Source organism: Rhizobium sp. CG4, from assembly GCF_023701965.1.
In the GTDB taxonomy this organism is placed as follows: Bacteria; Pseudomonadota; Alphaproteobacteria; order Rhizobiales; family Rhizobiaceae; genus Agrobacterium.
Genome location: NZ_JABAEG010000011.1, coordinates 63,998 through 87,986, shown reverse-complemented (window position 1 = coordinate 87,986; position 23,989 = coordinate 63,998). Strand labels below are relative to the sequence as shown.

23 protein-coding genes and 1 tRNA gene are annotated in these 23,989 nt (G+C 55.2%); 10 read left to right on the top strand and 14 right to left on the bottom strand.

The window, feature by feature from the left end; translation table 11 throughout:
- Positions 1-14: 14 nt before the first annotated feature.
- A complete protein-coding gene (locus HGO37_RS24080) occupies positions 15-599 on the top strand; it encodes a GNAT family N-acetyltransferase (RefSeq protein ID WP_250985580.1) in 585 nt (194 codons plus the stop codon).
- Positions 596-1,045, top strand: coding sequence for an HIT family protein (locus tag HGO37_RS24075; RefSeq protein ID WP_250985579.1), 450 nt, complete (start codon positions 596-598; stop codon positions 1,043-1,045). The genes HGO37_RS24080 and HGO37_RS24075 overlap by 4 nt, the downstream gene beginning before the upstream one ends.
- Positions 1,046-1,108: 63 nt before the next feature.
- Here HGO37_RS24075 and HGO37_RS24070 read toward each other — a convergent pair whose 3' ends face one another.
- The gene (locus tag HGO37_RS24070; protein WP_250985578.1) at positions 1,109-1,723 is read right to left on the bottom strand and encodes a biliverdin-producing heme oxygenase; all 615 of its coding nucleotides are present in this window, start codon (positions 1,721-1,723) and stop codon (positions 1,109-1,111) included.
- Positions 1,724-1,995: 272 nt separating this feature from the next.
- On the opposite strand from HGO37_RS24070, the gene HGO37_RS26425 reads away from it, so the two are divergent.
- A complete protein-coding gene (locus tag HGO37_RS26425) occupies positions 1,996-2,124 on the top strand; it encodes a hypothetical protein (RefSeq protein ID WP_275643719.1) in 129 nt (42 codons plus the stop codon).
- Between the two features lie 42 nt (positions 2,125-2,166).
- On the opposite strand, the gene HGO37_RS24065 is transcribed toward HGO37_RS26425, so the two are convergent.
- Both HGO37_RS24065 and HGO37_RS24060 read right to left on the bottom strand, forming a co-directional pair.
- Positions 2,167-2,242 (bottom strand) — tRNA-Ala (locus HGO37_RS24065).
- Between the two features lie 151 nt (positions 2,243-2,393).
- Positions 2,394-2,777, bottom strand: coding sequence for a TIGR02300 family protein (locus HGO37_RS24060; protein ID WP_250985577.1), 384 nt, complete (start codon positions 2,775-2,777; stop codon positions 2,394-2,396).
- 227 nt (positions 2,778-3,004) lie between these two features.
- Here HGO37_RS24060 and cmk point away from each other — a divergent pair, with 227 nt between their 5' ends.
- Together cmk and rpsA are read left to right on the top strand one after the other, a co-directional pair.
- The gene (gene cmk, locus HGO37_RS24055; RefSeq protein ID WP_250985576.1) at positions 3,005-3,640 is read left to right on the top strand and encodes a (d)CMP kinase; all 636 of its coding nucleotides are present in this window, start codon (positions 3,005-3,007) and stop codon (positions 3,638-3,640) included.
- A 163-nt stretch (positions 3,641-3,803) separates the two neighbouring features.
- The gene (gene rpsA / locus HGO37_RS24050) at positions 3,804-5,504 is read left to right on the top strand and encodes a 30S ribosomal protein S1 (protein ID WP_192491482.1); all 1,701 of its coding nucleotides are present in this window, start codon (positions 3,804-3,806) and stop codon (positions 5,502-5,504) included.
- Between the two features lie 110 nt (positions 5,505-5,614).
- Here rpsA and HGO37_RS24045 read toward each other — a convergent pair whose 3' ends face one another.
- From HGO37_RS24045 to HGO37_RS24030, 4 genes are all read right to left on the bottom strand, one after another.
- The gene (locus HGO37_RS24045; RefSeq protein ID WP_250985575.1) at positions 5,615-7,222 is read right to left on the bottom strand and encodes a hypothetical protein; all 1,608 of its coding nucleotides are present in this window, start codon (positions 7,220-7,222) and stop codon (positions 5,615-5,617) included.
- A gap of 319 nt (positions 7,223-7,541) precedes the next feature.
- Entirely contained in the window at positions 7,542-7,853 is a 312-nt protein-coding gene (locus HGO37_RS24040) for a hypothetical protein (protein WP_250985574.1), read from the bottom strand.
- Between the two features lie 48 nt (positions 7,854-7,901).
- Positions 7,902-9,170 (bottom strand): hypothetical protein, encoded by a 1,269-nt coding sequence (locus HGO37_RS24035; protein WP_250985573.1) that lies wholly within the window; start codon positions 9,168-9,170, stop codon positions 7,902-7,904.
- Positions 9,171-9,330: 160 nt separating this feature from the next.
- Positions 9,331-9,957: a ribonuclease D gene (locus HGO37_RS24030; protein ID WP_192491485.1), complete on the bottom strand. Its 627-nt coding sequence runs from the start codon at positions 9,955-9,957 to the stop codon at positions 9,331-9,333.
- A gap of 176 nt (positions 9,958-10,133) precedes the next feature.
- On the opposite strand from HGO37_RS24030, the gene HGO37_RS24025 reads away from it, so the two are divergent.
- Together HGO37_RS24025 and HGO37_RS24020 are read left to right on the top strand one after the other, a co-directional pair.
- Positions 10,134-10,703: a nucleoside 2-deoxyribosyltransferase gene (locus tag HGO37_RS24025; RefSeq protein WP_192491486.1), complete on the top strand. Its 570-nt coding sequence runs from the start codon at positions 10,134-10,136 to the stop codon at positions 10,701-10,703.
- A gap of 64 nt (positions 10,704-10,767) precedes the next feature.
- Positions 10,768-11,520: an SDR family oxidoreductase gene (locus tag HGO37_RS24020; protein WP_250985572.1), complete on the top strand. Its 753-nt coding sequence runs from the start codon at positions 10,768-10,770 to the stop codon at positions 11,518-11,520.
- A 457-nt stretch (positions 11,521-11,977) separates the two neighbouring features.
- Here the strand turns inward: HGO37_RS24020 and HGO37_RS24015 are convergent, their stop codons facing one another.
- Together HGO37_RS24015 and HGO37_RS24010 are read right to left on the bottom strand one after the other, a co-directional pair.
- Positions 11,978-12,277: a hypothetical protein gene (locus HGO37_RS24015; RefSeq protein ID WP_250985571.1), complete on the bottom strand. Its 300-nt coding sequence runs from the start codon at positions 12,275-12,277 to the stop codon at positions 11,978-11,980.
- Between the two features lie 596 nt (positions 12,278-12,873).
- Positions 12,874-14,037 (bottom strand): M20 aminoacylase family protein, encoded by a 1,164-nt coding sequence (locus tag HGO37_RS24010; protein ID WP_250985570.1) that lies wholly within the window; start codon positions 14,035-14,037, stop codon positions 12,874-12,876.
- Positions 14,038-14,238: 201 nt separating this feature from the next.
- Between HGO37_RS24010 and HGO37_RS24005 the strand changes: the two genes are divergently transcribed.
- From HGO37_RS24005 to HGO37_RS23995, 3 genes are all read left to right on the top strand, one after another.
- Positions 14,239-15,303, top strand: a complete 1,065-nt coding sequence (locus tag HGO37_RS24005; RefSeq protein WP_405049474.1) for a D-alanyl-D-alanine carboxypeptidase family protein — start codon at positions 14,239-14,241, stop codon at positions 15,301-15,303.
- Between the two features lie 27 nt (positions 15,304-15,330).
- Positions 15,331-16,485 (top strand): CobW family GTP-binding protein, encoded by a 1,155-nt coding sequence (locus tag HGO37_RS24000; protein WP_250985568.1) that lies wholly within the window; start codon positions 15,331-15,333, stop codon positions 16,483-16,485.
- A gap of 159 nt (positions 16,486-16,644) precedes the next feature.
- Complete coding sequence (locus HGO37_RS23995; RefSeq protein WP_250985567.1) at positions 16,645-17,793, top strand: GNAT family N-acetyltransferase; 1,149 nt, start codon at positions 16,645-16,647, stop codon at positions 17,791-17,793.
- Positions 17,794-17,843: 50 nt separating this feature from the next.
- Here the strand turns inward: HGO37_RS23995 and HGO37_RS23990 are convergent, their stop codons facing one another.
- From HGO37_RS23990 to HGO37_RS23970, 5 genes are all read right to left on the bottom strand, one after another.
- Positions 17,844-19,460 (bottom strand): ABC transporter ATP-binding protein, encoded by a 1,617-nt coding sequence (locus tag HGO37_RS23990; RefSeq protein ID WP_250985566.1) that lies wholly within the window; start codon positions 19,458-19,460, stop codon positions 17,844-17,846.
- Positions 19,453-20,310 (bottom strand): ABC transporter permease, encoded by an 858-nt coding sequence (locus HGO37_RS23985; RefSeq protein WP_250985628.1) that lies wholly within the window; start codon positions 20,308-20,310, stop codon positions 19,453-19,455. Before HGO37_RS23985 ends, HGO37_RS23990 begins: the two co-directional genes overlap by 8 nt.
- Positions 20,311-20,393: 83 nt before the next feature.
- The gene (locus HGO37_RS23980; protein ID WP_250985565.1) at positions 20,394-21,308 is read right to left on the bottom strand and encodes an ABC transporter permease; all 915 of its coding nucleotides are present in this window, start codon (positions 21,306-21,308) and stop codon (positions 20,394-20,396) included.
- Positions 21,309-21,376: 68 nt separating this feature from the next.
- Positions 21,377-22,882: an ABC transporter substrate-binding protein gene (locus HGO37_RS23975; protein WP_250985564.1), complete on the bottom strand. Its 1,506-nt coding sequence runs from the start codon at positions 22,880-22,882 to the stop codon at positions 21,377-21,379.
- An 80-nt stretch (positions 22,883-22,962) separates the two neighbouring features.
- On the bottom strand, positions 22,963-23,871 hold the full coding sequence (locus HGO37_RS23970) for a DMT family transporter (RefSeq protein WP_250985563.1): 909 nt from the start codon (positions 23,869-23,871) through the stop codon (positions 22,963-22,965).
- Between the last annotated feature and the right edge of the window lie 118 nt (positions 23,872-23,989).

Here is a 23,989-nt window from a genome sequence, read left to right as displayed (position 1 = left end):
GCATGCGAGTATCAATGAACGACACACCCCATCCGCCCATCCGTACCGAACGCCTGACATTGCGACAATTTGCCAGAGATGATCTGGCCGCCTACAGCGCCTATCACACACGCGCCGATGTCTATCGCTTTCTTTACACCGCACCACCTGCGGCAGAAGCGCTGAAAGCCCAGTTTGAGGCAGTGCTGTCAGCACCTTTTGCAAATGATGGTGACACACTGCGTCTGGCCGTGACACGGTCCCAGGACGGCGCACTGATCGGTGAAGTTCTTTTGAAAATTGCCAGCAAGGCTGCCCTGCAGGCGGAAGTCGGCTACATCTTCAACCCCGCCTTTGCCGGAAAGGGATATGCAACGGAGGCTGTGCGCGCGATCATTGATCTGGGATTTGACCAGCTCGGCTATCACCGCATTTTTGCCCGACTAGATACACTGAATCATGGATCGATTGGCGTCGTTGAGCGGCTGAAGATGCGCAAGGAAGCGCACCTCATCCAGAATGACCGGTTCAACGACACCTGGGGTGATGAGTTCATCTACGCCATGCTGAAATCCGAATGGCAGGCCTCAAACGCCCAAGACATGAGAAGTAACCCATGAACCTCATCGAAGAACGGGTCGCCATGGCGCGCGCCGGTACAAACCCGTTTGTTATTTCCCGCCTGCCTTCCGGCTGGCTGGTGATTGGCGATGTGCAGCCACTTCCCGGATATTGTCTACTGCTGGCCGATCCGGTCGTACCAAGCCTGAATGCACTCGACACCAGACAGCGGATGGAATTCCTTCATGACATGGCTATGGTCGGCGACGCATTACTCGCGGTGACTGGCTGCGATCGCGTCAATTACGAAATATGGGGCAATAGTGAACCTGCCCTGCACGCCCATATTATGCCACGCTATGCGACAGAAGCCGATGGCAAACGTCAGCGGCCGGCCTGCATGGGATACTCCTGGAGCGATTCCCCCAAATCATCCAGCGATGAATATAAGGACCTCAAGGACAAGCTGCGGGCCTATCTGAAACAGAAATATCAGCCGGCCTGAGACCCAGATAGCAAAAGGGCGGGAAATCCCGCCCTTTCAAACATCAGAATTCTTCAGTCCAAATCAGCCGAGCTTTTCAACAGCATAAGCATGCACGGCGCGGAATGCATCCGACGCTGCAGCAACTGCGCGCTCTTCTTCTTCCTCGGTCAGCGCGATCTCATCGAGCGCTGCGGTGAATGTACGCCAATGCAGACCACGACCCTCTGGCGCACCGGCCAGATGACGTGCACCGAATTCTTCGTTCAGGCCAAGTTTGGCAGCGTCCTTCAGAAGGAAGGCGGCGCCGAGGTTCGAGCCCTCGACCACATAAAGCCAACCCATGGCTTCCGGCAGATCAAATGCACCACCCTTGACGAAACGTGGCTCAGCAGATGGCGCAGGAACTTCAAGCCCAAGATCGGCTAGATCCTGCCTGATAAAGTCAAGACGGCGGCGACCCATCAGGTCCGGCAACATGCCATCCAGCTTTTCATTGTAGAAAAATGCATCCAGATCGCGGTGGAAAAGATACTGCGTCTGCACAAACTTGCCGAAATTTTCGCGGCTGGCAAAAGGTGCTGCACCGGTAATGAACTTGTCGAGGACCTCATGCGCTTCACGGGTCGCAGCCTTCATGCGCTTGGTGCGGCTTGCTTCTTTTTCCTGCCCAGCGGCAGCTGCCTGCGTGATGTCCATAAGGTGCCCCTCTCAAATAAGCGTGTTCCGCGACGCAATAAATCATGAGCCTATTACTCCATTTAGAGTAAAAGGCAAACCCGCATCGGGTTGCAGAGACGTTTCTCACCCGTTTTTGGCGTTCATCCTGCATTCACATTGCAAATCGCACATTCCCGCCCGGTCACACCGCCTATGTGGCCTTGCGAGACCCGGTCGGGGGACCAAAGCTAGATTGGGTCTCGCAGAAGACAGCATGCCGTCACACCAATAAAATATAAGGGAGGACGCTTGTGACGTACGAATGGGACACGCGGAAAGCCCGCAAAAATCTTGCACTTCGAATCTGCACAAAAATGCTGGCCGCCATCGTCATCACAGCCATGCCGCTTGGCATCATGCTGTACACGATCGCGCATTGATTCTGTTTAGGTAGGAAATTTTGAAATTTGTCTGGGAATGTTTGGTGGAGCTAAGCGGGATCGAACCGCTGACCTCTTGCATGCCATGCAAGCGCTCTCCCAGCTGAGCTATAGCCCCATCAAGGGTTCCGGTTTTTCATCCGGTTCCGGGAAACCGAAGCGGTTTGTTTCCGTTCGGTGGCGGCTTATTACTTCCGCTGTTGGAAGATGGCAAGCCAAAAAATTCACCCGATGACATTTTTCTGTCATCGGGTGAATTATCAACAGGATCAGACTTCTTCGTCGTCGCCAGTCACGCCAATGATACCGGACATATCGTCATCGTCATCATCTTCGTCGGCTTCGAGGAATGTGTCGTCGTCGTCGTCCAGCTCGACGTCATCGTCACCGATATCTGGAATGTCATCGCCGCTGTTGTCGCCGTCAGCATCTTCCAGCGACACAAGTTCGACTTCCGTGTTTTCGGTATCGACTTCTGCCACATCCTCTTCTTCTGCCTGCTCCAGCTTGGCTGCTGCTGTGCTTTCCTCGAAGTAGGACAGCGGCCAGGACTTGCCGGTGTAAGGAGAAACGATCGGGTCACGGTTGAGGTCGTAGAACTTCTTGCCGGTATCCGGGTCTACGCGCTTGGTTCCAAGTTCCGCTTTTGCCACTGTCAAAGCCTCAATTTTTTTTGAATGAGTTCGGTCTGTACGCCGTGGTTCCGGCAGTAGACGATAAAATTTCTAGCCGGTCCCCATAATCGTTGCAGTGTTGCCTGTCAAAGATAAACTTCAATTACCGCATCATCGACAAGTTTTCGGCACGAACGGGATGAATGCAAGCCTTCTTTATGATATCGCCCCCTCAACAGACAAAATGCCATCAGGATAACTGCAGCATGACCTTTACCATTGCCATCGACGGACCGGCCGCAGCCGGCAAGGGCACCCTTTCACGCCGCATTGCCGAAACATACGGGTTCCATCATCTCGATACCGGCCTCACCTACCGTGCCACTGCTAAGGCCCTGCTCGATGCCAACCTGCCGCTGGATGATGAGGCGGTTGCCGAGAGGGTTGCTTTGAACCTGGATCTCAGCGGGCTCGACCGCTCCGTATTGTCGCGCCATGAAATTGGCGAGGCCGCATCCAAGGTTGCCGTTATGCCAGCTGTGCGCCGTGCACTGGTTGAGGCACAGCGCAAGTTTGCGACAAAGCAGCCGGGAACCGTGCTGGATGGTCGCGACATCGGCACCGTTGTCTGCCCCGCCGCTCCGGTGAAGATTTATGTGACAGCATCGGCAGAGGTTAGGGCAAAACGTCGTTACGACGAAATTTTGGCCAATGGCACGGCAGCAGATTACGACGCCATTTTTGACGATGTGAAAAAGCGCGACGAACGCGACATGGGCCGTGCCGACAGCCCTTTGAAACCAGCTGAAGACGCGCACTTGCTTGATACGACAGAAATGAGTATAGAAGCCGCGTTTAAGGCCGCGAAAACCATTATAGACGCAGCCTTGCAAAAGAATTGACGTGACGGCGGAACCAGATCATCCGGTTTCTCATTTCACGGTAATGACCCGAAACGCGTCCCCGCGCCGAATAGCCTTCTTTGAAGGCGGATGTGATTTCGGGTGTGATCAACACCAACACCGGCGCTCTTGTGTCCTTAACGGGGCACATTCAGGAGATTTCATGTCAGTAGCAAACCCCACGCGGGAGGATTTCGCAGCCCTCCTCGAAGAATCCTTCGCTTCCAACGATCTCGCCGAAGGCTATGTTGCCAAGGGTATCGTAACGGCCATCGAAAAGGACGTTGCAATCGTTGACGTCGGCCTCAAGGTTGAAGGCCGCGTACCGCTGAAGGAATTCGGCGCCAAGTCCAAGGACGGCTCGCTCAAGGTCGGCGACGAAGTCGAAGTTTACGTTGAGCGCATCGAAAACGCTCTGGGCGAAGCAGTTCTGTCGCGCGAGAAGGCTCGCCGCGAAGAGAGCTGGGTCAAGCTCGAAGCCAAGTTCGAAGCTGGCGAACGCGTCGAAGGCGTTATCTTCAACCAGGTCAAGGGTGGTTTCACCGTCGATCTGGACGGCGCTGTTGCCTTCCTTCCACGTTCGCAGGTCGACATTCGTCCGATCCGCGACGTTACTCCACTGATGCACAACCCACAGCCGTTCGAAATCCTCAAGATGGACAAGCGCCGTGGCAACATCGTTGTATCGCGTCGTACGGTTCTCGAAGAGTCCCGCGCTGAGCAGCGTTCTGAAATCGTTCAGAACCTCGAAGAAGGCCAGGTTGTTGACGGCGTCGTCAAGAACATCACCGATTACGGTGCGTTCGTTGACCTCGGCGGCATCGACGGCCTGCTGCACGTCACCGACATGGCATGGCGCCGCGTCAACCATCCTTCGGAAATCCTCAACATTGGCCAGCAGGTCAAGGTTCAGATCATCCGTATCAACCAGGAAACCCACCGTATCTCGCTCGGCATGAAGCAGCTCGAGTCGGATCCATGGGATGGCATCTCCGCCAAGTACCCAGTTGGTAAGAAGATCTCCGGTACCGTCACCAACATCACCGACTACGGTGCATTTGTTGAGCTGGAGCCAGGCATCGAAGGCCTGATCCACATTTCCGAAATGTCCTGGACCAAGAAGAACGTACACCCCGGCAAGATCCTGTCCACAAGCCAGGAAGTTGACGTTGTCGTTCTCGAAGTTGATCCGTCCAAGCGCCGTATCTCGCTCGGTCTCAAGCAGACCCTCGAGAACCCATGGCAGGCATTTGCCTACAACCACCCAGCCGGCACTGAAGTCGAAGGCGAAGTCAAGAACAAGACCGAATTCGGCCTGTTCATCGGCCTCGAAGGCGACGTTGATGGCATGGTGCACCTGTCTGACCTCGACTGGAACCGTCCAGGCGAACAGGTTATCGAAGAATACAACAAGGGCGATGTCGTAAAGGCTGTCGTTCTGGATGTAGACGTCGAGAAGGAGCGTATTTCGCTCGGCATCAAGCAGCTCGGCAAGGACGCTGTTGGCGAAGCTGCTTCGTCCGGCGACCTGCGCAAGAACGCTGTCGTTTCGGCTGAAATCACTGCCGTTAACGAAGGTGGCATCGAAGTGAAGCTGGTCAACCACGAAGACCTGACTTCATTCATCCGCCGTGCTGACCTTGCTCGCGACCGTGACGATCAGCGCCCTGAGCGTTTCTCGGTTGGCCAGACTGTCGACGCTCGCGTCGTCAACTTCTCGAAGAAAGACCGCAAGGTCATGCTTTCGATCAAGGCTCTGGAAATCGCAGAAGAGAAGGAAGCTGTTGCACAGTTCGGTTCGTCCGACAGCGGCGCTTCGCTCGGCGACATCCTCGGCGCAGCTCTGAAGAACCGCAGCGAGTAATCGTTACGGCTTTCGTCAGAAAGCGTTAGAAACAAAGAACCCGCCGAACCATTCGGCGGGTTTTTTATTGGCTATCGCATAACGGTATCATGTCGAAGGTGACCGATGCTTTAGGCCAATCCGCCCATACGCAAATAATAGGCTTCAGCACTCTCGCTATCGCTGGCTACAGTGCCATCATCAACTGTCTCATCGGTATTCTGCTCAGCCTCGGCTTGTTCATCCGGGGATTGCCCCTCATCGCCTTGCGCGTGAGCATCTTGCTGCCCTTCCTCACCGTCATCACTGGAAGACGGCCACCGACCGCGATGCGGAGACGAGGAATCCGGCTCGTCCTTGGCCTGCGGATTGGCCACAAAGGGCATGCCCAGACCTTCCTTGCTGAGACTAGCAAGAGCTGATTGCAGAAGCGGTTGTTCAAGTGCGGCTTTGGCATCTGCCAAGCCCAGACCCTGCGGCACGCCGTCAGCACCATGACGTGCGGCAGGCAATGGCGTTTCAGGATCTGATGATGAGGAAGCGGCAAATCCCGCAGCATTGGCCGCAACACCCGGTTTGCCGGTGTCCTGCTGCGTGCTTTCCAGCATCTGCGAAATAGCGGCGAGATAGGTAGAAGAACCGTCCGCCCGCTGCGGCAACTTCTGCCCCGCAAGCGATGTCAGCAGCAGGTTTTCCAAATCAGTTTTGGTCAGTGTGCCCTTCGGATCCATGCGCCCGCCCGCTTCAGCGTTTTTGGCGGTTTCAGCCGCGCGGCCATCAACATGCGCTCGCGGCAGAGCGCGTTCGTCACGGGAAACCAATGGCTCTGACGACGATTTCTCTGTCTTTGTTGTCGCAGCTTCATTGATGTTGCGGTTTGCCACCTTTGCAGGATTGTCGCCCGCGATATCTTCTTGCTGCAAAGCCGGCCCAGCTGCATTGATCACGTCCGGTTTGGCACCAGTTGATGACGCTGCAGTATCCTTTTTCGTCGGTGCAGCAGAAGTACTCGCAGACGCCGCTGCGGCAACACCGTGGCGTCCTCCCGTCTTTGCGTCATCAACGGTATCATCAGGTGAAACAACTACGGCCGACAACGACGCTTTTTGCGCCTGCTCTGACGCCTTTGCGCCGGCGGCGTCAGCCTGTGTCGGCGGCCCCTGCATGGTGGCAGGACGAGGCTGTTGTGATTGACCTGCAGCCTGATCTTTGACCGGCAATGCTGCAATAAGATCATTGCCGGTATTCTGGCGATAAGACGATACGACGGCCTTGGCCGCCATATCACCCTTATATCGGGTCATTTCCAAGAGAACAGCAAGCCGCGCAGCATCCGGGCCTGCCGGATTTTTCAAAACCTCCGCAATGATCTTCAAGGTCAGTCCCTGCAAGACATTGGCAAGTTGCTGGTTCAGCACTTCACGCTCGCTGGAAGACAAACCGCGAATGGCCTGCACAAGTCGATTGGCGTAGTCGTCGACACTCTCGGCGTCCTTGCGCGGAATATTGAGCATACGTCCCAGCGCCTCAGCCAGCACTGTCACACTTTGCGATAACTGCAACTGACCGGACAGCGCCAAAACGCTGGCGCGGCCAAGGTTGGTGTTTTCCTGTGGGGCAGCATTGCTGGAAGCCTCGCTATTGGGCGTCATTGTGCTGACCGCACCGCCCTGCTGCTGGCTGGTGTAGCTGTTAAACGAGATATCCGTATTCGCAACTGCACGGACAGGCGTAAGCATGACGCGCTCCATTCAGGTTGAAAGACTACCCGCAACAAATGACCTTGCGTCTGTGCTTGCTGAATGAGCGTATCGATGGTGTAAGCCCATCAATAACAAGCCGCACGGACGGTAAAATTCATGACCGCTCATGCGGGTGTCCCGGCCAGTGTCGCCCTTTTCAGATGAAAAAATCGAACCGTTTCCAACCATGGGACACGCCTGCGAATTCACAGCAGGCGCTTTGTGAATATAAAGAATCACTGATGTAAGGATGCGTTGAAAAACTTAATAATTCGCTAACCATAAACCGCTGGCTGTGGCTTGAGAGGTGCCACTCTTAAGGCGAGACGCCGACAAACATTCGGTAAAGGCCGTTATCGTCGGAGTTTACGGAGGAAATGCTGGCCTTTGGCGGCTCCAGGCTGTCAGCCATAGTCGCTTGCTGCGGCAATAGCGCATCGAGCCAACTGGCCTTGGGGTAAAGTCGAACCCGGGCCTTGGGGCGCATGTCTTCCATTTCATCGAGCGGGGTGATCGAATATTCGTCAACCGAAAACGGGTCAGCGGCCATTGATGGTGCCACGACATCCATCATGTTGCCGTTGGTCGTGCTATTATCAGCGTGAAGCATATCCAGAATGTCAGGCATTACAGAACTCACATCATGTTTCGTTCATGGCATCTGCGAATGGCACAATCACGCTGCATTGCGCTTGAGCAATTCGTATAATCCGTTGTCATCCACGCTGACCCAGAAAGGCGCGTCGCTTTTTCCGTCCTGCACGGCATCGAGAGCGTCAGCATAATCAGCCGCCTGCTCATCCAGACCCGTCTTTTCAGCATCATTATTGTCAGACGAGCCTGATGACTCCTCTTCCGCAGCGTCCGCCTGATTATCATTATCAGCAGTGGTTGTTTTCTCGACCGATAGTCCGGCCGATAACAGCTGGATCATCTGGGCGGCAGCGGCAGCCTCGGCATTGCCTGTGTCGTCGCCGTCCTTGCCGTTCTTCGCCTGTTCCAGGCCCTCACGAACGGCCTCATGCATGTCGATAACATCATCCAGCTTTTGCGCGTGCTGGCGCTGCTCGATATCGGCTTCACGCTCAAGCTGCACCTCGGTGTCATTCACCTCGGTCGGGTCGCGTTTGGTCTTTTCCTGTTGTAACTCTTCAAGCGATTTGGGATCAGCCACGTCTTCCAGACGCTGGATCACCTTGCGCATTTCAAGCGTCATTCCCTGGTCGAGCTTGCTCTGCTCGTCCAGTATGCCCTTTATCTTCAGCGCGGCCTCGCCATAGGGACTGGCGACAGCGGAAATCAATTCGTTGATGGAAACACCCATGGCTTTCAGGCCGGTTGTTTCCTCAAGCTGTCTGGTGTTTTCGGGCAGGCCTGCCCGCATTGCCGTCAGATACCCTGCCAGCTGCTCATTGAATGCATCGGGATCATCAGTGGCAAGATTGCCCTGTGTTGCCAGTCGCGCAATCAGTTGCGTCGCCGCATCCGGCTTCAAACCTTTTTCCTGAGCAGTGCCATCCATCACGGAAATGATCGTCGAGACATCAAGGTTCAGCGAAGAGGCGCTGACCACGGTTGCCTCACCGGAAGAATTTGACTTTGGTACCATCTCCATAAAGGAGACGGCGTCCTGCAACCGTCGTGCAAAGGAAAAACCGCTTTCATCCACGCCCTGCGTAATGCCAAGCGCAGACGCAACCCGGCCAATCAACGCGGCCATCTGGTTGCCTTCCTGCTTCAGATTACCGAAGAAATAGGCATTGATCTTTTGATTGGCAGCAGCAGTGACCGGATCATGCGTGATCTTCTCTTCAGCCGCATCATCCTTCTTCAGGCCCTTGAGCTCGTTTTCACGCTCCTGACGCCGCTCTTCTGCTTCCTCAAGCATTGAACGCATCAAATCGGATGCAATGATCCCGGAACCTGTCTGTAATGCTGGCAGCATGCGAATATCCCGACTGCATCCCTGTAGAGAATACACCCGAAGATAGGCACCAATCGTAAAGCAAGATTTAAAAGCCGGCCCCCAAAACTACCCGGTTTAAAGCAACGTAGAGCTTATCAATTGCCTTAGTACGCAGTGACTTCACGCTCCGGCACAGCCCTTAGCTATGGGCAAAAATATCAGTCTCTTCCCAGCCGAGAAGGTCGAGTTTTGCCCGCGTTGGCAGGAACGCGAAACAGGCGGTTGCATGGTCTTCCCGTCCGTCACGCACCAGTCGCTCGTTCAACTTGTCACGCAAGGCATGCAGGTAAAGAACGTCGGAAGCTGCGTATTCAAGCTGTGCCTGCGACAGCTTGGCTGCCGCCCAGTCGGAAGACTGCTGCGCCTTGGAAATATCAACCTCCAGCATTTCCTTTAGATTGTCTTTCAGGCCATGCCGATCGGTGTAGGTGCGGGTCAGGCGTGACGCAATCTTGGTGCAGAATACTGGGGCAGAGGTGACCCCGAAGGTGTGGAACAGCACGGCAATATCAAAACGGCCATAATGAAAGATCTTCTGACGCGCCGGATCGGCCAGCATCGCCACAAGGTTCGGCGCTTCGGTCTGCCCAGCCGCAATGCGGATAACATCCGCAGAACCGTCACCGGGTGAAAGTTGCACCACACACAGTCGGTCACGGCGCGGAACCAGACCGAGCGTTTCCGTATCGATGGCAATTGCCCCGGTATAACGCGCCGCATCCTCTGCACTGATATCACCCTCGTGACAGCGGATTGTCGTCGCCATTTTCTGCTCCAGACCTGATCTTTTCATCGTTCCGGCTATAGCGGAAACAGCGATGCGACGATACCGCTTTTATATATTTTCACCATTGCCGACACTCATCGCCTGGCCTGGGCTTGCCTTCATGCTTCATCGCACGATAGGTTGGCCGTCTTCCCTCAATTGCGACGAAAAACTCCATGACAAAAAAGCTATATCTTGCCGGACCGGAGGTATTTCTCTCCAACGCGCGCGAAATGCTGGACAGAAAAGCAGCACTGGCCCGTGAAGCCGGTTTCATACCGCTCTCGCCCGGCGATCTTGCCATTCCACCGGCAGCAACCAAGACTGAGCATGGCTGCAACATCAACGCCATCGACGAGCAGATGATGCTTGAAGCCGACGGTGTAATTGCCAACCTCACTCCGTTTCGCGGTATCGCAGCCGATACCGGCACGACCTACGAACTGGGTTTCATGTGCGCACTGGGCAAGCATGTTTTCGCTTACACCAATGTCGCGGACAATCATTTCACCCGCATCATGAACCATTATCACGGCATCGCTGCACAGGACGACGAAGGCCGTTATCGCGGCGCGGACGGACTGTCGATCGAGAACTTTGACATGGCTGACAACCTGATGCTGCACGGTGGCATTTTGCGCCGTGGCGGATCACTAATTGTCGGTGATGCAAAACCGGACGAAATCTACACCGATCTCACGGCATTCAAGCAATGCCTGAAGGTCGCCGCTGAAAAACTTCTGTAGCAACGGAACCGGATAACTGGACTTTTGTTGGAAACGGCAAAAGTCCGACAATGGAGACAACGGCATGAACGGAACAATCCTCATTACCGGCGCAACGGCTGGTTTCGGCCGCGCAACGGCAAAGCTTTTCATCGCCAATGGCTGGAAAGTCATCGGCACCGGCCGTCGCGCAGAACGCCTCGAGGCCCTGAAACAGGAACTGGGCGACAATTTTTACGGCTCAGTTTTCGACATTACCGACGAAGCCGCCATGCGTACCGCACTTGAGGCGCTTCCCGAGGCTTTCCGCGACATTGACATCCTGGTCAACAATGCCGGCCTGGCACTTGGCACGGGAACCGCGCCGCAGGTTCCGCTAAAAGACTGGCACACCATGATCGACACCAACGTGACCGGTCTGGTAAACATCACGCATAGCATTCTGCCAACCTTGATTGATCGCCGCGGCATCATCATCAATCTGGCATCGGTTGCAGCAAACTGGCCTTACACAGGCGGTAATGTCTACGGCGCAACGAAAGCCTTCCTGCGGCAGTTTTCGCTCGGCCTGCGGTCCGACATGCATGGCAAAGGTGTGCGCGTTACGTCGATTGAACCGGGCATGTGCGAAACAGAGTTCACGCTGGTCCGTACCGGTGGCAACCAGGATGCGTCTGACAACCTGTATAAGGGCGTCAATCCACTGACGGCAGATGATATTGCCAACACCATTCACTGGATTGCCACCCAGCCAAAGCACATCAACATCAACAGCATCGAGATCATGCCGGTCAATCAGTCCTTTGCCGGTTTCCAGATCTATCGGGAAACCCAGTAAAACAAGGCTATTACGCCTGCAGTGATCAAAAACAATGCAGCAAATATCGACCTATGCAAAAATGCATTGCTGCGTTGCGAGACTTGCGCTGTTCATCGGCGGAGATTGGTTTATATATCTAAACATCGAAGCGACGCACTCCTCCTCCCAGCGTCGCTAGATGTGGATCGGCGATACTCCTCCTCCCAATTGCCGATCAAGTTTAAAGCCTGCCGCACCTCCTCCCGCGGCAGGCTTTTTCCGTTCTAGACCCTTAAAACAAAAATCACACGCACCATACCTTACGCCGGCAAAGGAACGATCAAGTCTGGTCGACAGGGAAAATATTCATTGAATGAATGCGGCAAATACGCGGGGGATGACCGCCGCCCAATTTGGTTTGGGCAAATCCCAACAGCTTGAGCCGGGCACACCTTGGCGGTGGCCCGAACAGCAGAGCCTAAAAGGCAACGCGAAGCTATTGAGCGACGTCGAGCGAATAACGATCGATACGACCTTGAAGCGCAGTCACGACAGCAGACAGGAACTCACGGCGGCGGGGTTCGGCGGCTGTCTGCAGCGTCACGTTCAACCGGTCACAAATCTTGCTCATAAACCCCACATGGTCGAAACGGTCAGCTTTGATGTTGACCTCAACCTCGTCCATATAATGGGCCAGATGCGGCTCGAACTCCAGGTTCACATCCATCTGGTAGTGGGTGGCCATCTGTTCGGCGAGCGTCCCCATCTGTACGTAGGGTCCAAATTCGTGTCTCATCAAGTCTCCTCTTGTCTGTCTGGCGACTTAGATAGGTGTTGCTTGTAACAGGTGCGAGATCAACTGCTTGATGAACATGACACAGGAGCCGTAATCACAGCTTTGTGATTACGTAGCCGTGTAGTGGCAAGGAAGCCGGATTTCTCCGCCAACCCGCAAACCAATTTAGCGCTTTGAAAACGGCTTAATTTCGTTGGTGTCCACGAGAGGATTCGAACCTCCGACCCCAGGATTCATACCACTTCGGCTTTAGCCGCCGTCATCAGACGTTCGTGGTCTGGACTGTCCCTTCACCATGGACCTTGACGGCCGTTAGGTGCTGCCCATCCAGTCTCTACACCTTCACCGGATTTCTCCGGAGCTTGGCTCGGGATTGGCATGCTGGAAGCCCAGCGAAGCGTTCCCCGACTTTGAGCAGATCGATTGTGCGGTTTCCCGGCACAACCCCCAATTTTAACTTAGGAATCCTGTGCTCTATCCTGCTGAGCTACGTGGACACTCAACGCCAGCTTCTTAACCCGCCAAAATGATTGGATCAACCGCCTTGTTGGCGTGCGCCACTGAAAATCAGGGAATGCCTGCCAAGGACCATGGGATCAATCTGCCAGCCTCTGCTCAACCAGCCGTACCCAGTACGAAACGCCATAAGGAATAACTTCGTCGTTGAAGTCATACGCCGGGTTATGCAGGCCTGCAGTTTCACCATTACCAATGAAGATAAAGGCGCCGGGACGTTCCTTCAGCATGTAGGAAAAGTCCTCCCCTGCCATCGAAGGATCGACCTCGGCATTCACATTGGTTTCGCCAACGATCTGGCGTGCAACCGCTGCGGCATAATCCGTCTCAGCGGCATGGTTGAAAGTGACCGGGCAGGCGCGCTCATACTCTAAATCCGCCGTTGCACCATGCGCAGCGACAAGGCCTTCCACCACCTGATGGATACGTTTTTCCGCCAGGTCCCGAACCGTCTCATCCAATGTGCGCACCGTACCAGCCAGCACCGCTTCGTTGGGAATGATATTGAAGCTGGATCCGGACTGAAACTTGGTGACCGACACGACAATGGAGCGCACAGGGTCAGTATTGCGCGACGCTATCAGCTGCAGGCTGCCGACCAACTGGGCGGCGATGGCGATCGGATCGATGGTGCTGTGCGGTTGGGCAGCATGTCCGCCCCTGCCCTTGACTGTAATGAAAAACTTGTCAGGCGCTGCCATGATGCCACCCTTGCGAATGGCAAATTCGCCAAGTGCAATGCCCGGCATATTGTGCATGCCGTAAACTTCATCAATGCCAAACCGGTCGATAAAACCATCTTCAACCATGGCAAGCGCACCTGCGCCACCTTCTTCGGCCGGCTGGAAAATTACTGCAACGGAACCGCTGAAATTACGTGTTTCGGCCAGATATTTTGCAGCCCCTAGCAACATCGCCATATGCCCGTCATGTCCGCAGGCATGCATTTTTCCGGATGTTTTCGAGGCCCAGGCCTTGCCGGTTTCTTCCACCATTGGCAGCGCATCCATGTCTGCCCGCAGGCCGATAACACGGTCGCTGTCACCCTTGCCACGGATGATGCCAACCACGCCGGTGCGGCCAATACCGGTCACGATCTCGTCAACACCAAAAGATTTCAATTTTTCTTCAACGAAGGCTGCGGTGTTGAATACGTCGTAGAGAATTTCAGGGTTCTCATGCAGATGATGCCGCCATCCGGTAATTTCTGCTTGCATTTCAGCGGCTCTGTTCAAAATCGGCATGATGAAAATTCCCGGGCCTTCAATATAAAAGTGTGAATCGTTGAGTTCGGTTGCAGATAGTGCGCCGCAGTATTGACGTAATCAATGTACTTTGCCATCCCTTGGTCATATATGGTGAATATTGCCAATCCCGGATTGAATACGGGAATTTGAGGACACGTCTTGCCACACGCACACAGATCACCTGCAGCACGCCGTCTGATGACGGCTCTGGTCGCCGCTTCTACCGGCTTGATGGCAATTGCCACAACAGCACAGGCAAACCCCAAAATGGTGGTGGATGTCAAAAGTGGTAAGGTTATCGCCCATGAAGAAGCGTTCCGCAAATGGTACCCGGCATCACTGACCAAGCTGATGACCGCCTACATCGCGTTCAGTGCCATGAAGTCGGGCAAGATCAGCCCTGAAACGGAAGTGATCGTCAGCAAACGCGCGGCCGATCAGCCCGCCAGCAAGATGTATTTCAAGCCCGGCCAGAAACTGACCATGGACAGCGCGCTCAAGCTGCTGCTGATCAAATCGGCCAACGACGTGGCAGTTGCCATTGCCGAAAGACTGGGTGGCACAAACGAAAACTTCGTGGCGCAGATGAATGCGCAGGCCGCACGGCTTGGCATGTCTTCGACTCATTTCATCAATCCGAATGGTCTGCCGGGCAAAGGCCAGTACACCACGGCCCGCGACCTTGCCGTGCTGGCGCTGATCCTCAAGCGTGAATTCCCTGAATATGCCGGTTATTTCTCGCTGGAAGGCGTGACCACCGGCAAGAAAAACTATGCCAACTACAACATGCTGGTCGGCCGCTTCGATGGCGCTGATGGCATGAAGACCGGTTTCATCTGTGCATCCGGCTTCAATCAGGTATCGTCTGCAACCCGTAACGGCCGCTCGGTGATCTCCGTTGTGCTTGGCGCAGACAGTCTTGGTGGACGTACCGACGCATCTGCAGACCTCCTGCAGATGGGCCTGACCTCGTCATCGGGGGCAGGAACCTCGATTGCGTCGCTCGCTGCCTACGGCCCGGGACAGGATGCCGTCACCGACATCAGCGCGGAAATCTGTAATCCCAAAGCCCAGAAGGTGCGCAGCGAAGGCCGCGACGATGCCGGGCGCATGATTACCCACTCGCCCTACATTCAGGAAATGACACGCCCACCGCAATATTCCTTCGCTGGCCTCATTCCGGGCAGTGAAACCGTTGCTGCCAACGATACCAAGGGCAGTGCAGTCAATGTTCCAATCCCGATCCCGCGTCCGTCTTTCTGACTGAGCGCATAAGACAAAATCCGTATCATGGCACAGACACGCATTCCCGTTTCGATCATCACCGGCTTCCTCGGAGCTGGTAAATCAACGTTGCTCAACCACCTGCTGAAAGATCCTGTGATGCAGGATGCCGCCATCATCATCAATGAATTTGGTGATGTCAGCATCGATCACATGCTGGTTGAATCCTCCAGCGATGCGATTGTCGAACTGGCCGATGGCTGCCTGTGCTGCACCGTGCGCGGTGAACTGGTGGATACGCTTGCCGAACTGATGGACGGTATCCAGACCGGCAAGATCAAACCGATCAAGCGCGTGGTCATTGAAACAACTGGGCTGGCCGATCCGGCCCCGGTAATGCAGTCCGTCATGGGCAATCCGGTCATTGCCCAGAACTTTGTCCTCAACGGCATGATCACTGTTGTCGACGCTGTCAATGGTGCGCAGACCCTCGACAATCATATTGAAGCGGTAAAACAGGCGGCTGTCGCCGACCGTCTGATCATCTCAAAAAAAACACTCGCCGACCCTGAAAAGCTCAAGCAGCTGATGGAGCGTCTGAAGACGCTTAATCCGCGTGCCCCGGTTCTGGATGCGGATGACAAGGCCAATCTGACATCGGCCATTCTCGAGAATGGCCTTTATGACACGACCAGCAAACATGCAGATGTAAGCCGCTGGCTGGGTGAAGAAGATCACGCCCATCACCACCATGAACACAGCCACGGTCATCGGCATGAGCACGAGCACGAGCACGAGCACGAGCATCATGGCCACCACCATCATCACGATGTAAATCGCCATGATGAGAGCATCCGCTCTTTTTCGATCATTCACGACCGCCCGATAGAGCCTGCGGCTATCGAGATGTTCATCGACCTTTTGCGCTCCGCCCATTCCGAGCGATTGCTGCGCATGAAAGCCATTATCCAGCTGGCGGATAATCCCGAGCGACCTTTGGTCCTGCATGGTGTGCAGAACATATTCCATGCACCGGAGCGGCTTGCCGCATGGCCAGACCAGAACGACCGCCGCACCCGTATGGTGATGATCACCAAGGATCTGCCGGAAGCATTTGTGCAGGATCTTTTTGGCGCCTTCGTTGGCAAACCACGCATCGACAAACCGGATGCGCAGGCTTTGAGCGACAACCCGCTTGCCATCCCTGGCATGCGCATGTGATGCGCCGACTGTCTCATTCAGGGTCGTAATTGCAGCTATTCTCACCCAACCGGGTGAGTATTTTTTTACTTTCCGACCCTATGCTCAACATTCGAATAATCACCTATTCGAAGATAATGCGATGAACGCATACGATGCACTCGATCGGTAATCGCGCATATGACGACAACGGGCTTGAAGACCGTCTCATCACAGTCGACAGTCACCGCAGCTGATGCGGCAGCGGGTATCCGCGCCATGCGCAAAGGCGATATCGATGCGGCAGAAACATTGTTCAGCGCCGCCTTTCGCAAAAAAACGCCCCCAGCTGGCTCGGAACTGCGCGCTTACATTGCCAGCCTGTTTTTTGACAGTCCACCCTATACGACCGACAATGGCAGCATCGTTCACGACGATGGCAACGGTAACATCGACAGCGCAATCTTTGCCTTGCCCATGACATTCCACACCGTGGACCGCACCACGGTGGCACGTCTGTTATGCGCCTTTGTCTCCAGCGGTGCCAAAGGCGCACTGGGTGCTGCACGTCTGGCCCGCAACGTGCGCGCCACCCAGCAGGACATGTGTTTTTCCGACACGTCATCGGCTACCAGTGCGGACCACTGCATTGCTGCCGGCGGCATTATCCTGCCAATACAAAGCCTTGACTGGCACCGGGTATTCCAGCCGGTCGCCGCACTGGCGCTGCGGCTGCAAAAGCGGATAAACCTGCCCGGTATCGATCTGATGTTACCGCTCTGCCGTATGTTCGATACGGCACTGGCCAAATGGAAGCCCGGTTTCAGACCGGTCGGCGAATTCGGTTTTCAATGCAAACTTGAGGAGCCATCGGCCTTTTTTGAACATATCGCCCGGATGACCCGCCGTTTTGCCATCCGCCCTGAATGGACGAAGACCGAATTTGACTGGCTGATTGAAAAGGCAAAATTGAACCGTAAGCTCGGCAAGCTGCAATGCGGCATCGTCGAGGACCGCCAAGGCACTGTTATCGGCGCCTTTCTGTTTTTCGGCAATAAAAAGCGGGTCGCCACGGTTTTGAACATTCTGTGCCAACCGGGCAAGGAACTGGACGTGACGCGGGAAATGTTCGCGTTTCTCAATATCGCCGGTTATGCAACCTCACAGGGCATGGCGCAACCCTTCCTGATGAACGCGCTTGGTCGACAGCGTTTGATGAGTTTTCGGCACCGCGGATATTTCTGCATCAGCACGCGTCATGACGACCTGAAACAGGCAGCGCTGTTGGGCGACATCTATATTGGCGGTCTGGCATCCGAACAATGGAGCCGGATGCTGACTGATTTCTAGCAGCCACCAACGCGTCCGAACTACCACAGGCAAACATGAGGGGCTCCCCCTTATGCATGCTGCAAACGTTTTTCCCGACGCTGCGCCTGAATATGCGGATCAGGATCAAGTCCGGCATCCAGAAGACGACGTGTATAGTCCTCACGCGGGCTCTCAAAGATCTGCCGCACGGTTCCGCTTTCCACCAGTTCGCCTGATTTCATCACCATCACATGGTCGGCAAAGTCCCGCACTACGGGCAGATCATGCGCGATGAAAATAAAAGCGATGCCCAATTCACGGCGCAGCTTGTCCAGCAGGGCGATAACCTGCGCCTGTATCGACACGTCAAGCGCCGACACGGCTTCATCGCATACGATGAGTTCCGGTTCCAAGGCGAGTGCGCGGGCAATGGCAATACGCTGCCGTTGGCCTCCAGAAAACTGGTGCGGGTAACGATCGGCATGGGATGCAGAAAGACCAACCTGCAGCAGTAACTCGTCAACGCGTGCCCGCCATTTGTTTTTCGGCAGGATTTCCGGATGGATGACCCAGGCCTCGGAGATAAGTTGATAGACGGACATGCGCGGGTTCAGCGACTGCGTCGGATCCTGAAACACCATCTGCAATTGCCGGCGCAAACCATAGAGCTCCTTCTTCGGCATAGTCAGCAGATCACGCCCTTTCCATAGGGCCTTGCCGGAATCCGCATCTTCCAACCGCAGCAAAGCCCGCGCCAGCGTCGACTTGCCAGAGCCGCTTTCGCCAACCACAGCCATGGTTTCACCCGGCATGAGGTTGAAGGAAACACCTTTCAGCGCATGAAAGGCACCATAGGTCTTGTAGAGGTTTTCGACCTTCAACAACGGTTCGCCGGTGGCAACAGGCTCATGCATTTCACCCTGACCGGGAGCCGCCGAAATCAGCTTCTTCGTGTAGGGATGGCGCGGGTTGTGATAGACCTCATCCGGTGTTCCCGTTTCCACGATCTCACCGGAATTCATGACAACCACACGGTCTGCAATTTCCGCCACGACGCCAAGGTCGTGGGTGATCAGCAGCAGGCCCATGCCGGTTTCTTTCTGCAACTCGCCCAGCAGGGCCAGAACCTCGGCCTGAACAGTTACGTCAAGCGCCGTTGTTGGTTCATCGGCAATGACAATATCCGGCTTCATCGCCAGTGCCATGGCAATCATCAGGCGTTGCCGCTGGCCGCCGGAAAACTGGTGCGGATATTTGCCCATCGCGGTTTCAGGCGATGGCAAGCCAACACGCTTCAACAATTCCAGCGCCCGTGCCCGGGCCGCATCCGCGTCCACACCATGAATGCGCATGACTTCGACGATCTGCCAGCCAACCGTGTAAACCGGATTGAGATGGCTGAGCGGATCCTGAAACACCATGGCGATCCGTTTGCCATTGATGCGCTTGCGGGCATCGTCACTCATTTTCAGCAAGTCCTGTCCGGCAAACAGGATTTCACCACTGGTAATTTCCGCCGGTGGCATATCCAGCAGGTTCATGATGGTCGACGCGGAAACCGACTTACCCGATCCGCTTTCACCGAGAATGGCCAGCGTTTCACCACGGTCCAGATGCCAGCTGATATTGCGTACCGCCTGCACGATGCCAGTCGCCGTGTGAAACTGGACAGAGAGATTGCGAACTTCAAGCAGATGTTCAGCCATTTTTCTTGCCTCCGACTTCAAGTCTCCAGCGCTGCACAGGATCAAGCACGATGCGCATCCAGTTGGACAGGAGATTGAGCGACAGGGTGGTGAGAATGATTGCCAGACCCGGCCAGAAGGCCAGCCACCAGGCATTGGTCAGATATTGTTTGCCCTGCGCGACCATCAGGCCCCAGGTCACCTCAGGTGGCTGGATGCCAATACCCAGGAACGACAGAGACGATTCTGCCAACATCACAAAGGCAAAATCCAAGGTGGCAATGGTCACCAGTGTCGGAATGACCATCGGCAGGATGTGACGGAACACGATGCGCATCGAGGATGCACCCATCACCTGCGCCGCCTGCACGAACATGCGCTGGCGAATTTCCAGTACTTCAGCACGGGTCGTACGCAGATAGATCGGGATGCGGGTGATGGCCAAAACGATGACGATATTGCCGACCGAAGGCGCCAGCATGTAAAGAACGATCACGGCCAGCAGCAGTGACGGGAACGACATGATGACATCCGCCAGACGCATGATGACATTCGACACGCGCGGCGAGGAATAACCGGCAACCAGCCCGAGAAGTGCGCCAATGACGCTCGAGCAGATTACGGCGGCCGCCGCAATCATCAGCGTGTTCTGTGCCGCAACAACAATGCGTGCCAGAAGCGAGCGGCCAAGCGCGTCTGCCCCCAGAAACAGCAGCCAGCCATTTTCCAGCGAAAACGGTGGCAGGTTACGTGCCCGCAGGTTCTGCGCCACTGCCGCATCTCTCAGCAGCATCGGACCGAAAATAGCGCAGAATGTCGCGAGGATCAGGAACAGGGCAGCAAAGAGCGCGAACTTGTCACGCCACAACATGCTAAGCAGCACCGAAGCCTGGTTGCGAGGTTTGGCTGAAACAGCCTGTACATTTGGAAGAGTATTGGTCATGGACATGGCCTTCAGGTCCGCAAACGAGGATCGAGCAAGCTGTAGATGATGTCGATCAGCAGGTTCATGATGAAGATGGCGAGTGCCGTGACCATGATCGCGGCAAGGATGACATTGAAGTCGCGCTGCAGGATGGAATCGATCATCAGCTTTCCGACACCGGGAAAACCAAAAATCGTTTCAACAATCACCGCACCGTTCAACATGGCAGCGGCCTGATCGCCGATAACGGTGATGACCGGCAGCATAGCGTTGCGCAGTGTGTGAACGAAGATGATGGAACGGTTACCAACGCCCTTGGCGCGGGCGGTCTTGACGTAAGCCGAACCGAAGGCCGTCAGCATCGAACCACGCACCACCTGAAGAATGAGGCCGAACGGGCGAATGAACAGCACGGCAATTGGCAGGATCCAGTGCCAGATCGTCCCGGTGCCAGAGGTTGGCACCCAACCCAGCGTCACCGAAAACAACACGATGCCAACGATGGCAATCCAGAAATCAGGAGCGGAAGCGCCGATCAGCGACAACAGGGAGACAAGCCGGTCAAATACGCCGCCGGGACGGAAGGCCGCCAGTGAACCAATGACAATTGCCGCAACAGTCACCAGCGTGATGGTGATGAGTGCAAGCTGCAACGTCCAGGTAAAGGCTTCCAGCACCACATCGATGGCAGGACGTGCCTTGCGGATGGATTCACCAAAATCAAGTTGCATCACATCGCGCACATAACGCGCAAACTGCTCGATCAGAGGATCGTTCAAACCATGCAACTCGCGGAACTTGTCGAGCATTTCCTGACTGGCATCGATCGGCAGGAACAAGGCCGCCGGATCACCTGTCAGTCGTGACAGGAAGAACACGATAACGATAAGCGTGACCAGCGAAAAAAAGCTCGCCACGATGCGCGTGAATATCTTTTTTCCCATCGCGTCTACTCCCGAAAGAAACGGAAAGGCGAAGACAATTCTCCGCCTTTCCTTAAGGGTGGAAAGGCTTATTTGAAGCCGATTTCAGACAGTTGAAGCTGCGAGTTCGTCGCGATGGTCGGGGTGAAATCGATACGCGGATTGACGCGAGCGAAACCAACCATGTGGAACATCATCACATCTGCAACGACATCGTTGTAGAGATAAGCGATGAGGTTCTTCCAGTCTTCCGTGCGCTTGTCTCCAGTCGCAGCGGTCGCGTCAGCAATCATCTGGTCGACCTTCGGGTCGGAGATACCGGACTGACGGCCCTTGCTGTCATACTTGAAGTACATGGAGAACACCGGGTCACCGCGCGAATTGTCGTGCTGGGCAGCAACGAGCTGTGGCCCACGGTTTTCCGGATATGGCTTGGAATACTGCTTTTCGAATTCTGCCACTTCATACATCTGCAGTTTGACCTTGAAACCGACGGCTTCAAACATCTGCTGGGCAGCTTCCAGAACTTCAACGACGTTCGGGAAGTTGTTGGTACGGCCAACAATGGTGATTGGCGTATCAACGGCAACACCGTCAGCCTTGGCTTCTTCCAGCAGCTTCTTTGCACCTTCCGGGTCAAACGGCAGTGGCTTTACATCCTGGTTCCAGCCAAGTGTGCTTGGAGGCACCATGGCAACGGCCTTGACGGCACCCTTCGGCAGCAGCGTGCCGATAAAGGCGTCGCGGTCCAGTGCCATGTTCAGAGCCTTGCGAACACGAACGTCATCCAGCGGTTTGATGGATGTATCGACGCGCATGTAGAAGGTTTCAGAGTTCAGGTAGCTGAAGTCCATCTTTGGATCGGTGGCATCCAGTTCCGAAATATTCGTTGCCAGATCGGCTTCACCGGCGGCCACCATGGCTGCGCGAACCGCTGGGTCAGCGCGGAAGACATAGGTTGCCTTGGTTACGGCAGGCGCTGTGCCCCAATAGTCGTCGCGGCGCTCAAGCGTAATGCTCTGGCCAGCCTTCCATTCGGTCAGCTTGTATGGACCGGTGCCGATTGGCTGACGGGTAAACTCAATTGGCGTTTCAGAAGGAACGATCGTTACCAGCGTCATCAGCAGTGGTAGAATTGGCTGTGCAGGCGTTGCGGTAATGTCGATCGTGTTGTCGTCGACAACCTTGGCTTCGATTTTGGTATCACCGAAATAACGTGGTGTTTCGCACGAGATCTTGTCGCTCATCGCACGTTCGATTGAGTGTTTGACGTCGGCAGCATCAAATGCCGAACCGTCAGAGAACTTGGCATCCTTGCGCAGATGAAAACGCCATGTACCAGGCTGGCTTTCTTCCCACTTTTCCGCCAGACGTGGCATCAGGCCCTTGTTGCTGCGCACATCCAGTTCGGTCAGCGTCTCGGATACGTTCTGCAGAATGATACGGCCAATGTTCGAGCGCGTTGCCATGCACGGCTCAACCAGATCGACCTCTTCATCCAGAACGACAGTCACATCCTTGGAAGCCTGCGCATAACCGGTCGTGACAACCGAAGTGGCCATCAACATCCCGAGTAAAATCCGTTTGCTTTTCATATGTTCCTCCCTTTTTGATGCAGCACCCTTGCGATTTTCCGCCCACGGCTGCGCTGCAAATGCCGTTACGAATTTTCAAGCTAGATATCGCGCTCGGCCGCAGCCTGCGCACGCCGTTTGAGGCGCCCTCCTCCCGCCACGGCCAGCGTGGACAGGAAAATCACTCCGGCGCCGATCCAGGTTGAAAAACCTGCGACCTCGCCAAACAGAACCCAAGCCATGACAGCAACAAATGGCAGACGCAGGAAATCCATAGGCGCAATATGCGACGCCTCTGCCATGCTGAAGGCCTTGGTCATCAGTGTCATGTTGATCGCGCCCATCACACCTTGCAGGGCAAGCAGCGAAAACTGACGAAGATCGGGCGTCGACCAGAAGAACAGTGCCGGGATGGCCGCCAGCGGCACGGTGACGATGAGGTTCCAGGCCACCAGCGTTTCCGTATTGTCCTTGTCCGACATGCGCTTGAGCATCAGTTGCACCAGCGCCTGAAGCGCCGAACCACCCAGCGCAAACAGCAGGGCTGGCGCAACGGCACCGGCGGCACCGGGCTGAATAATGACAAGTGCGCCGAGAAACCCGGTCACCACGGCAAACAGCTTCGTCAGCGTGAAGGCCTCACCCAGCCACAGCCATGCACCAATCATCAGAAAGATTGGCGTCATGAACATAATCGCCATCGCATCAGCGAGCGGCGCTGCGGCAAACGCCACGAAATAACAAACGAGTGCAGCCAGCTTCAAAGCGGCGCGGCTGACATGCTGGAACCTGTAACCCGATTTCAGAATGTGCGGTCGCGTCGCGATCAGCGGCAGAATAACTGCCAATCCGAAAACACTTCTGAAAAAGCCGATAACAAAGGGATGCACTTCGCCGGCAAGAAGACGGATCACCGCAGCGTCCGCAGCGGCCAGCGCTGCAGCCAGTGCAACGTAGCATGACGCCACCATAATGGTGCGATCATTTCGCTGGACATCCGCCGTAACCATGATTTCTCCCTGTGCATGCTCCCACATTCACTGACAACAAGCTTGCTACAACATCAACAATTTGTCAATTCGTTCGATATTAATGTTTGAATAAGAATTTTTTCATGAAAATAAATAT

Bases quoted from the DNA above. Each gene is read 5' to 3' on its own strand.
- HGO37_RS24005 (WP_405049474.1), top strand. From the start codon at position 14,239: ATGACGGCTCTGGTCGCCGCTTCTACCGGCTTGATGGCAATTGCCACA.
- HGO37_RS24035 (WP_250985573.1), bottom strand. From the start codon at position 9,170: ATGCTGCCAGCATTACAGACAGGTTCCGGGATCATTGCATCCGATTTG.
- HGO37_RS24010 (WP_250985570.1), bottom strand. From the start codon at position 14,037: ATGCCGATTTTGAACAGAGCCGCTGAAATGCAAGCAGAAATTACCGGA.
- HGO37_RS24000 (WP_250985568.1), top strand. From the start codon at position 15,331: ATGGCACAGACACGCATTCCCGTTTCGATCATCACCGGCTTCCTCGGA.
- HGO37_RS24025 (WP_192491486.1), top strand. From the start codon at position 10,134: ATGACAAAAAAGCTATATCTTGCCGGACCGGAGGTATTTCTCTCCAAC.
- HGO37_RS23990 (WP_250985566.1), bottom strand. From the start codon at position 19,460: ATGGCTGAACATCTGCTTGAAGTTCGCAATCTCTCTGTCCAGTTTCAC.
- HGO37_RS23975 (WP_250985564.1), bottom strand. From the start codon at position 22,882: ATGAAAAGCAAACGGATTTTACTCGGGATGTTGATGGCCACTTCGGTT.
- HGO37_RS24075 (WP_250985579.1), top strand. From the start codon at position 596: ATGAACCTCATCGAAGAACGGGTCGCCATGGCGCGCGCCGGTACAAAC.
- HGO37_RS23995 (WP_250985567.1), top strand. From the start codon at position 16,645: ATGACGACAACGGGCTTGAAGACCGTCTCATCACAGTCGACAGTCACC.
- HGO37_RS24030 (WP_192491485.1), bottom strand. From the start codon at position 9,957: ATGGCGACGACAATCCGCTGTCACGAGGGTGATATCAGTGCAGAGGAT.
- HGO37_RS24070 (WP_250985578.1), bottom strand. From the start codon at position 1,723: ATGGACATCACGCAGGCAGCTGCCGCTGGGCAGGAAAAAGAAGCAAGC.
- HGO37_RS24080 (WP_250985580.1), top strand. From the start codon at position 15: ATGAACGACACACCCCATCCGCCCATCCGTACCGAACGCCTGACATTG.
- HGO37_RS24040 (WP_250985574.1), bottom strand. From the start codon at position 7,853: ATGCCTGACATTCTGGATATGCTTCACGCTGATAATAGCACGACCAAC.
- HGO37_RS23980 (WP_250985565.1), bottom strand. From the start codon at position 21,308: ATGGGAAAAAAGATATTCACGCGCATCGTGGCGAGCTTTTTTTCGCTG.
- rpsA (WP_192491482.1), top strand. From the start codon at position 3,804: ATGTCAGTAGCAAACCCCACGCGGGAGGATTTCGCAGCCCTCCTCGAA.
- HGO37_RS24045 (WP_250985575.1), bottom strand. From the start codon at position 7,222: ATGCTTACGCCTGTCCGTGCAGTTGCGAATACGGATATCTCGTTTAAC.
- HGO37_RS23985 (WP_250985628.1), bottom strand. From the start codon at position 20,310: ATGTTGTGGCGTGACAAGTTCGCGCTCTTTGCTGCCCTGTTCCTGATC.
- cmk (WP_250985576.1), top strand. From the start codon at position 3,005: ATGACCTTTACCATTGCCATCGACGGACCGGCCGCAGCCGGCAAGGGC.
- HGO37_RS24020 (WP_250985572.1), top strand. From the start codon at position 10,768: ATGAACGGAACAATCCTCATTACCGGCGCAACGGCTGGTTTCGGCCGC.
- HGO37_RS24015 (WP_250985571.1), bottom strand. From the start codon at position 12,277: ATGAGACACGAATTTGGACCCTACGTACAGATGGGGACGCTCGCCGAA.
- HGO37_RS23970 (WP_250985563.1), bottom strand. From the start codon at position 23,871: ATGGTTACGGCGGATGTCCAGCGAAATGATCGCACCATTATGGTGGCG.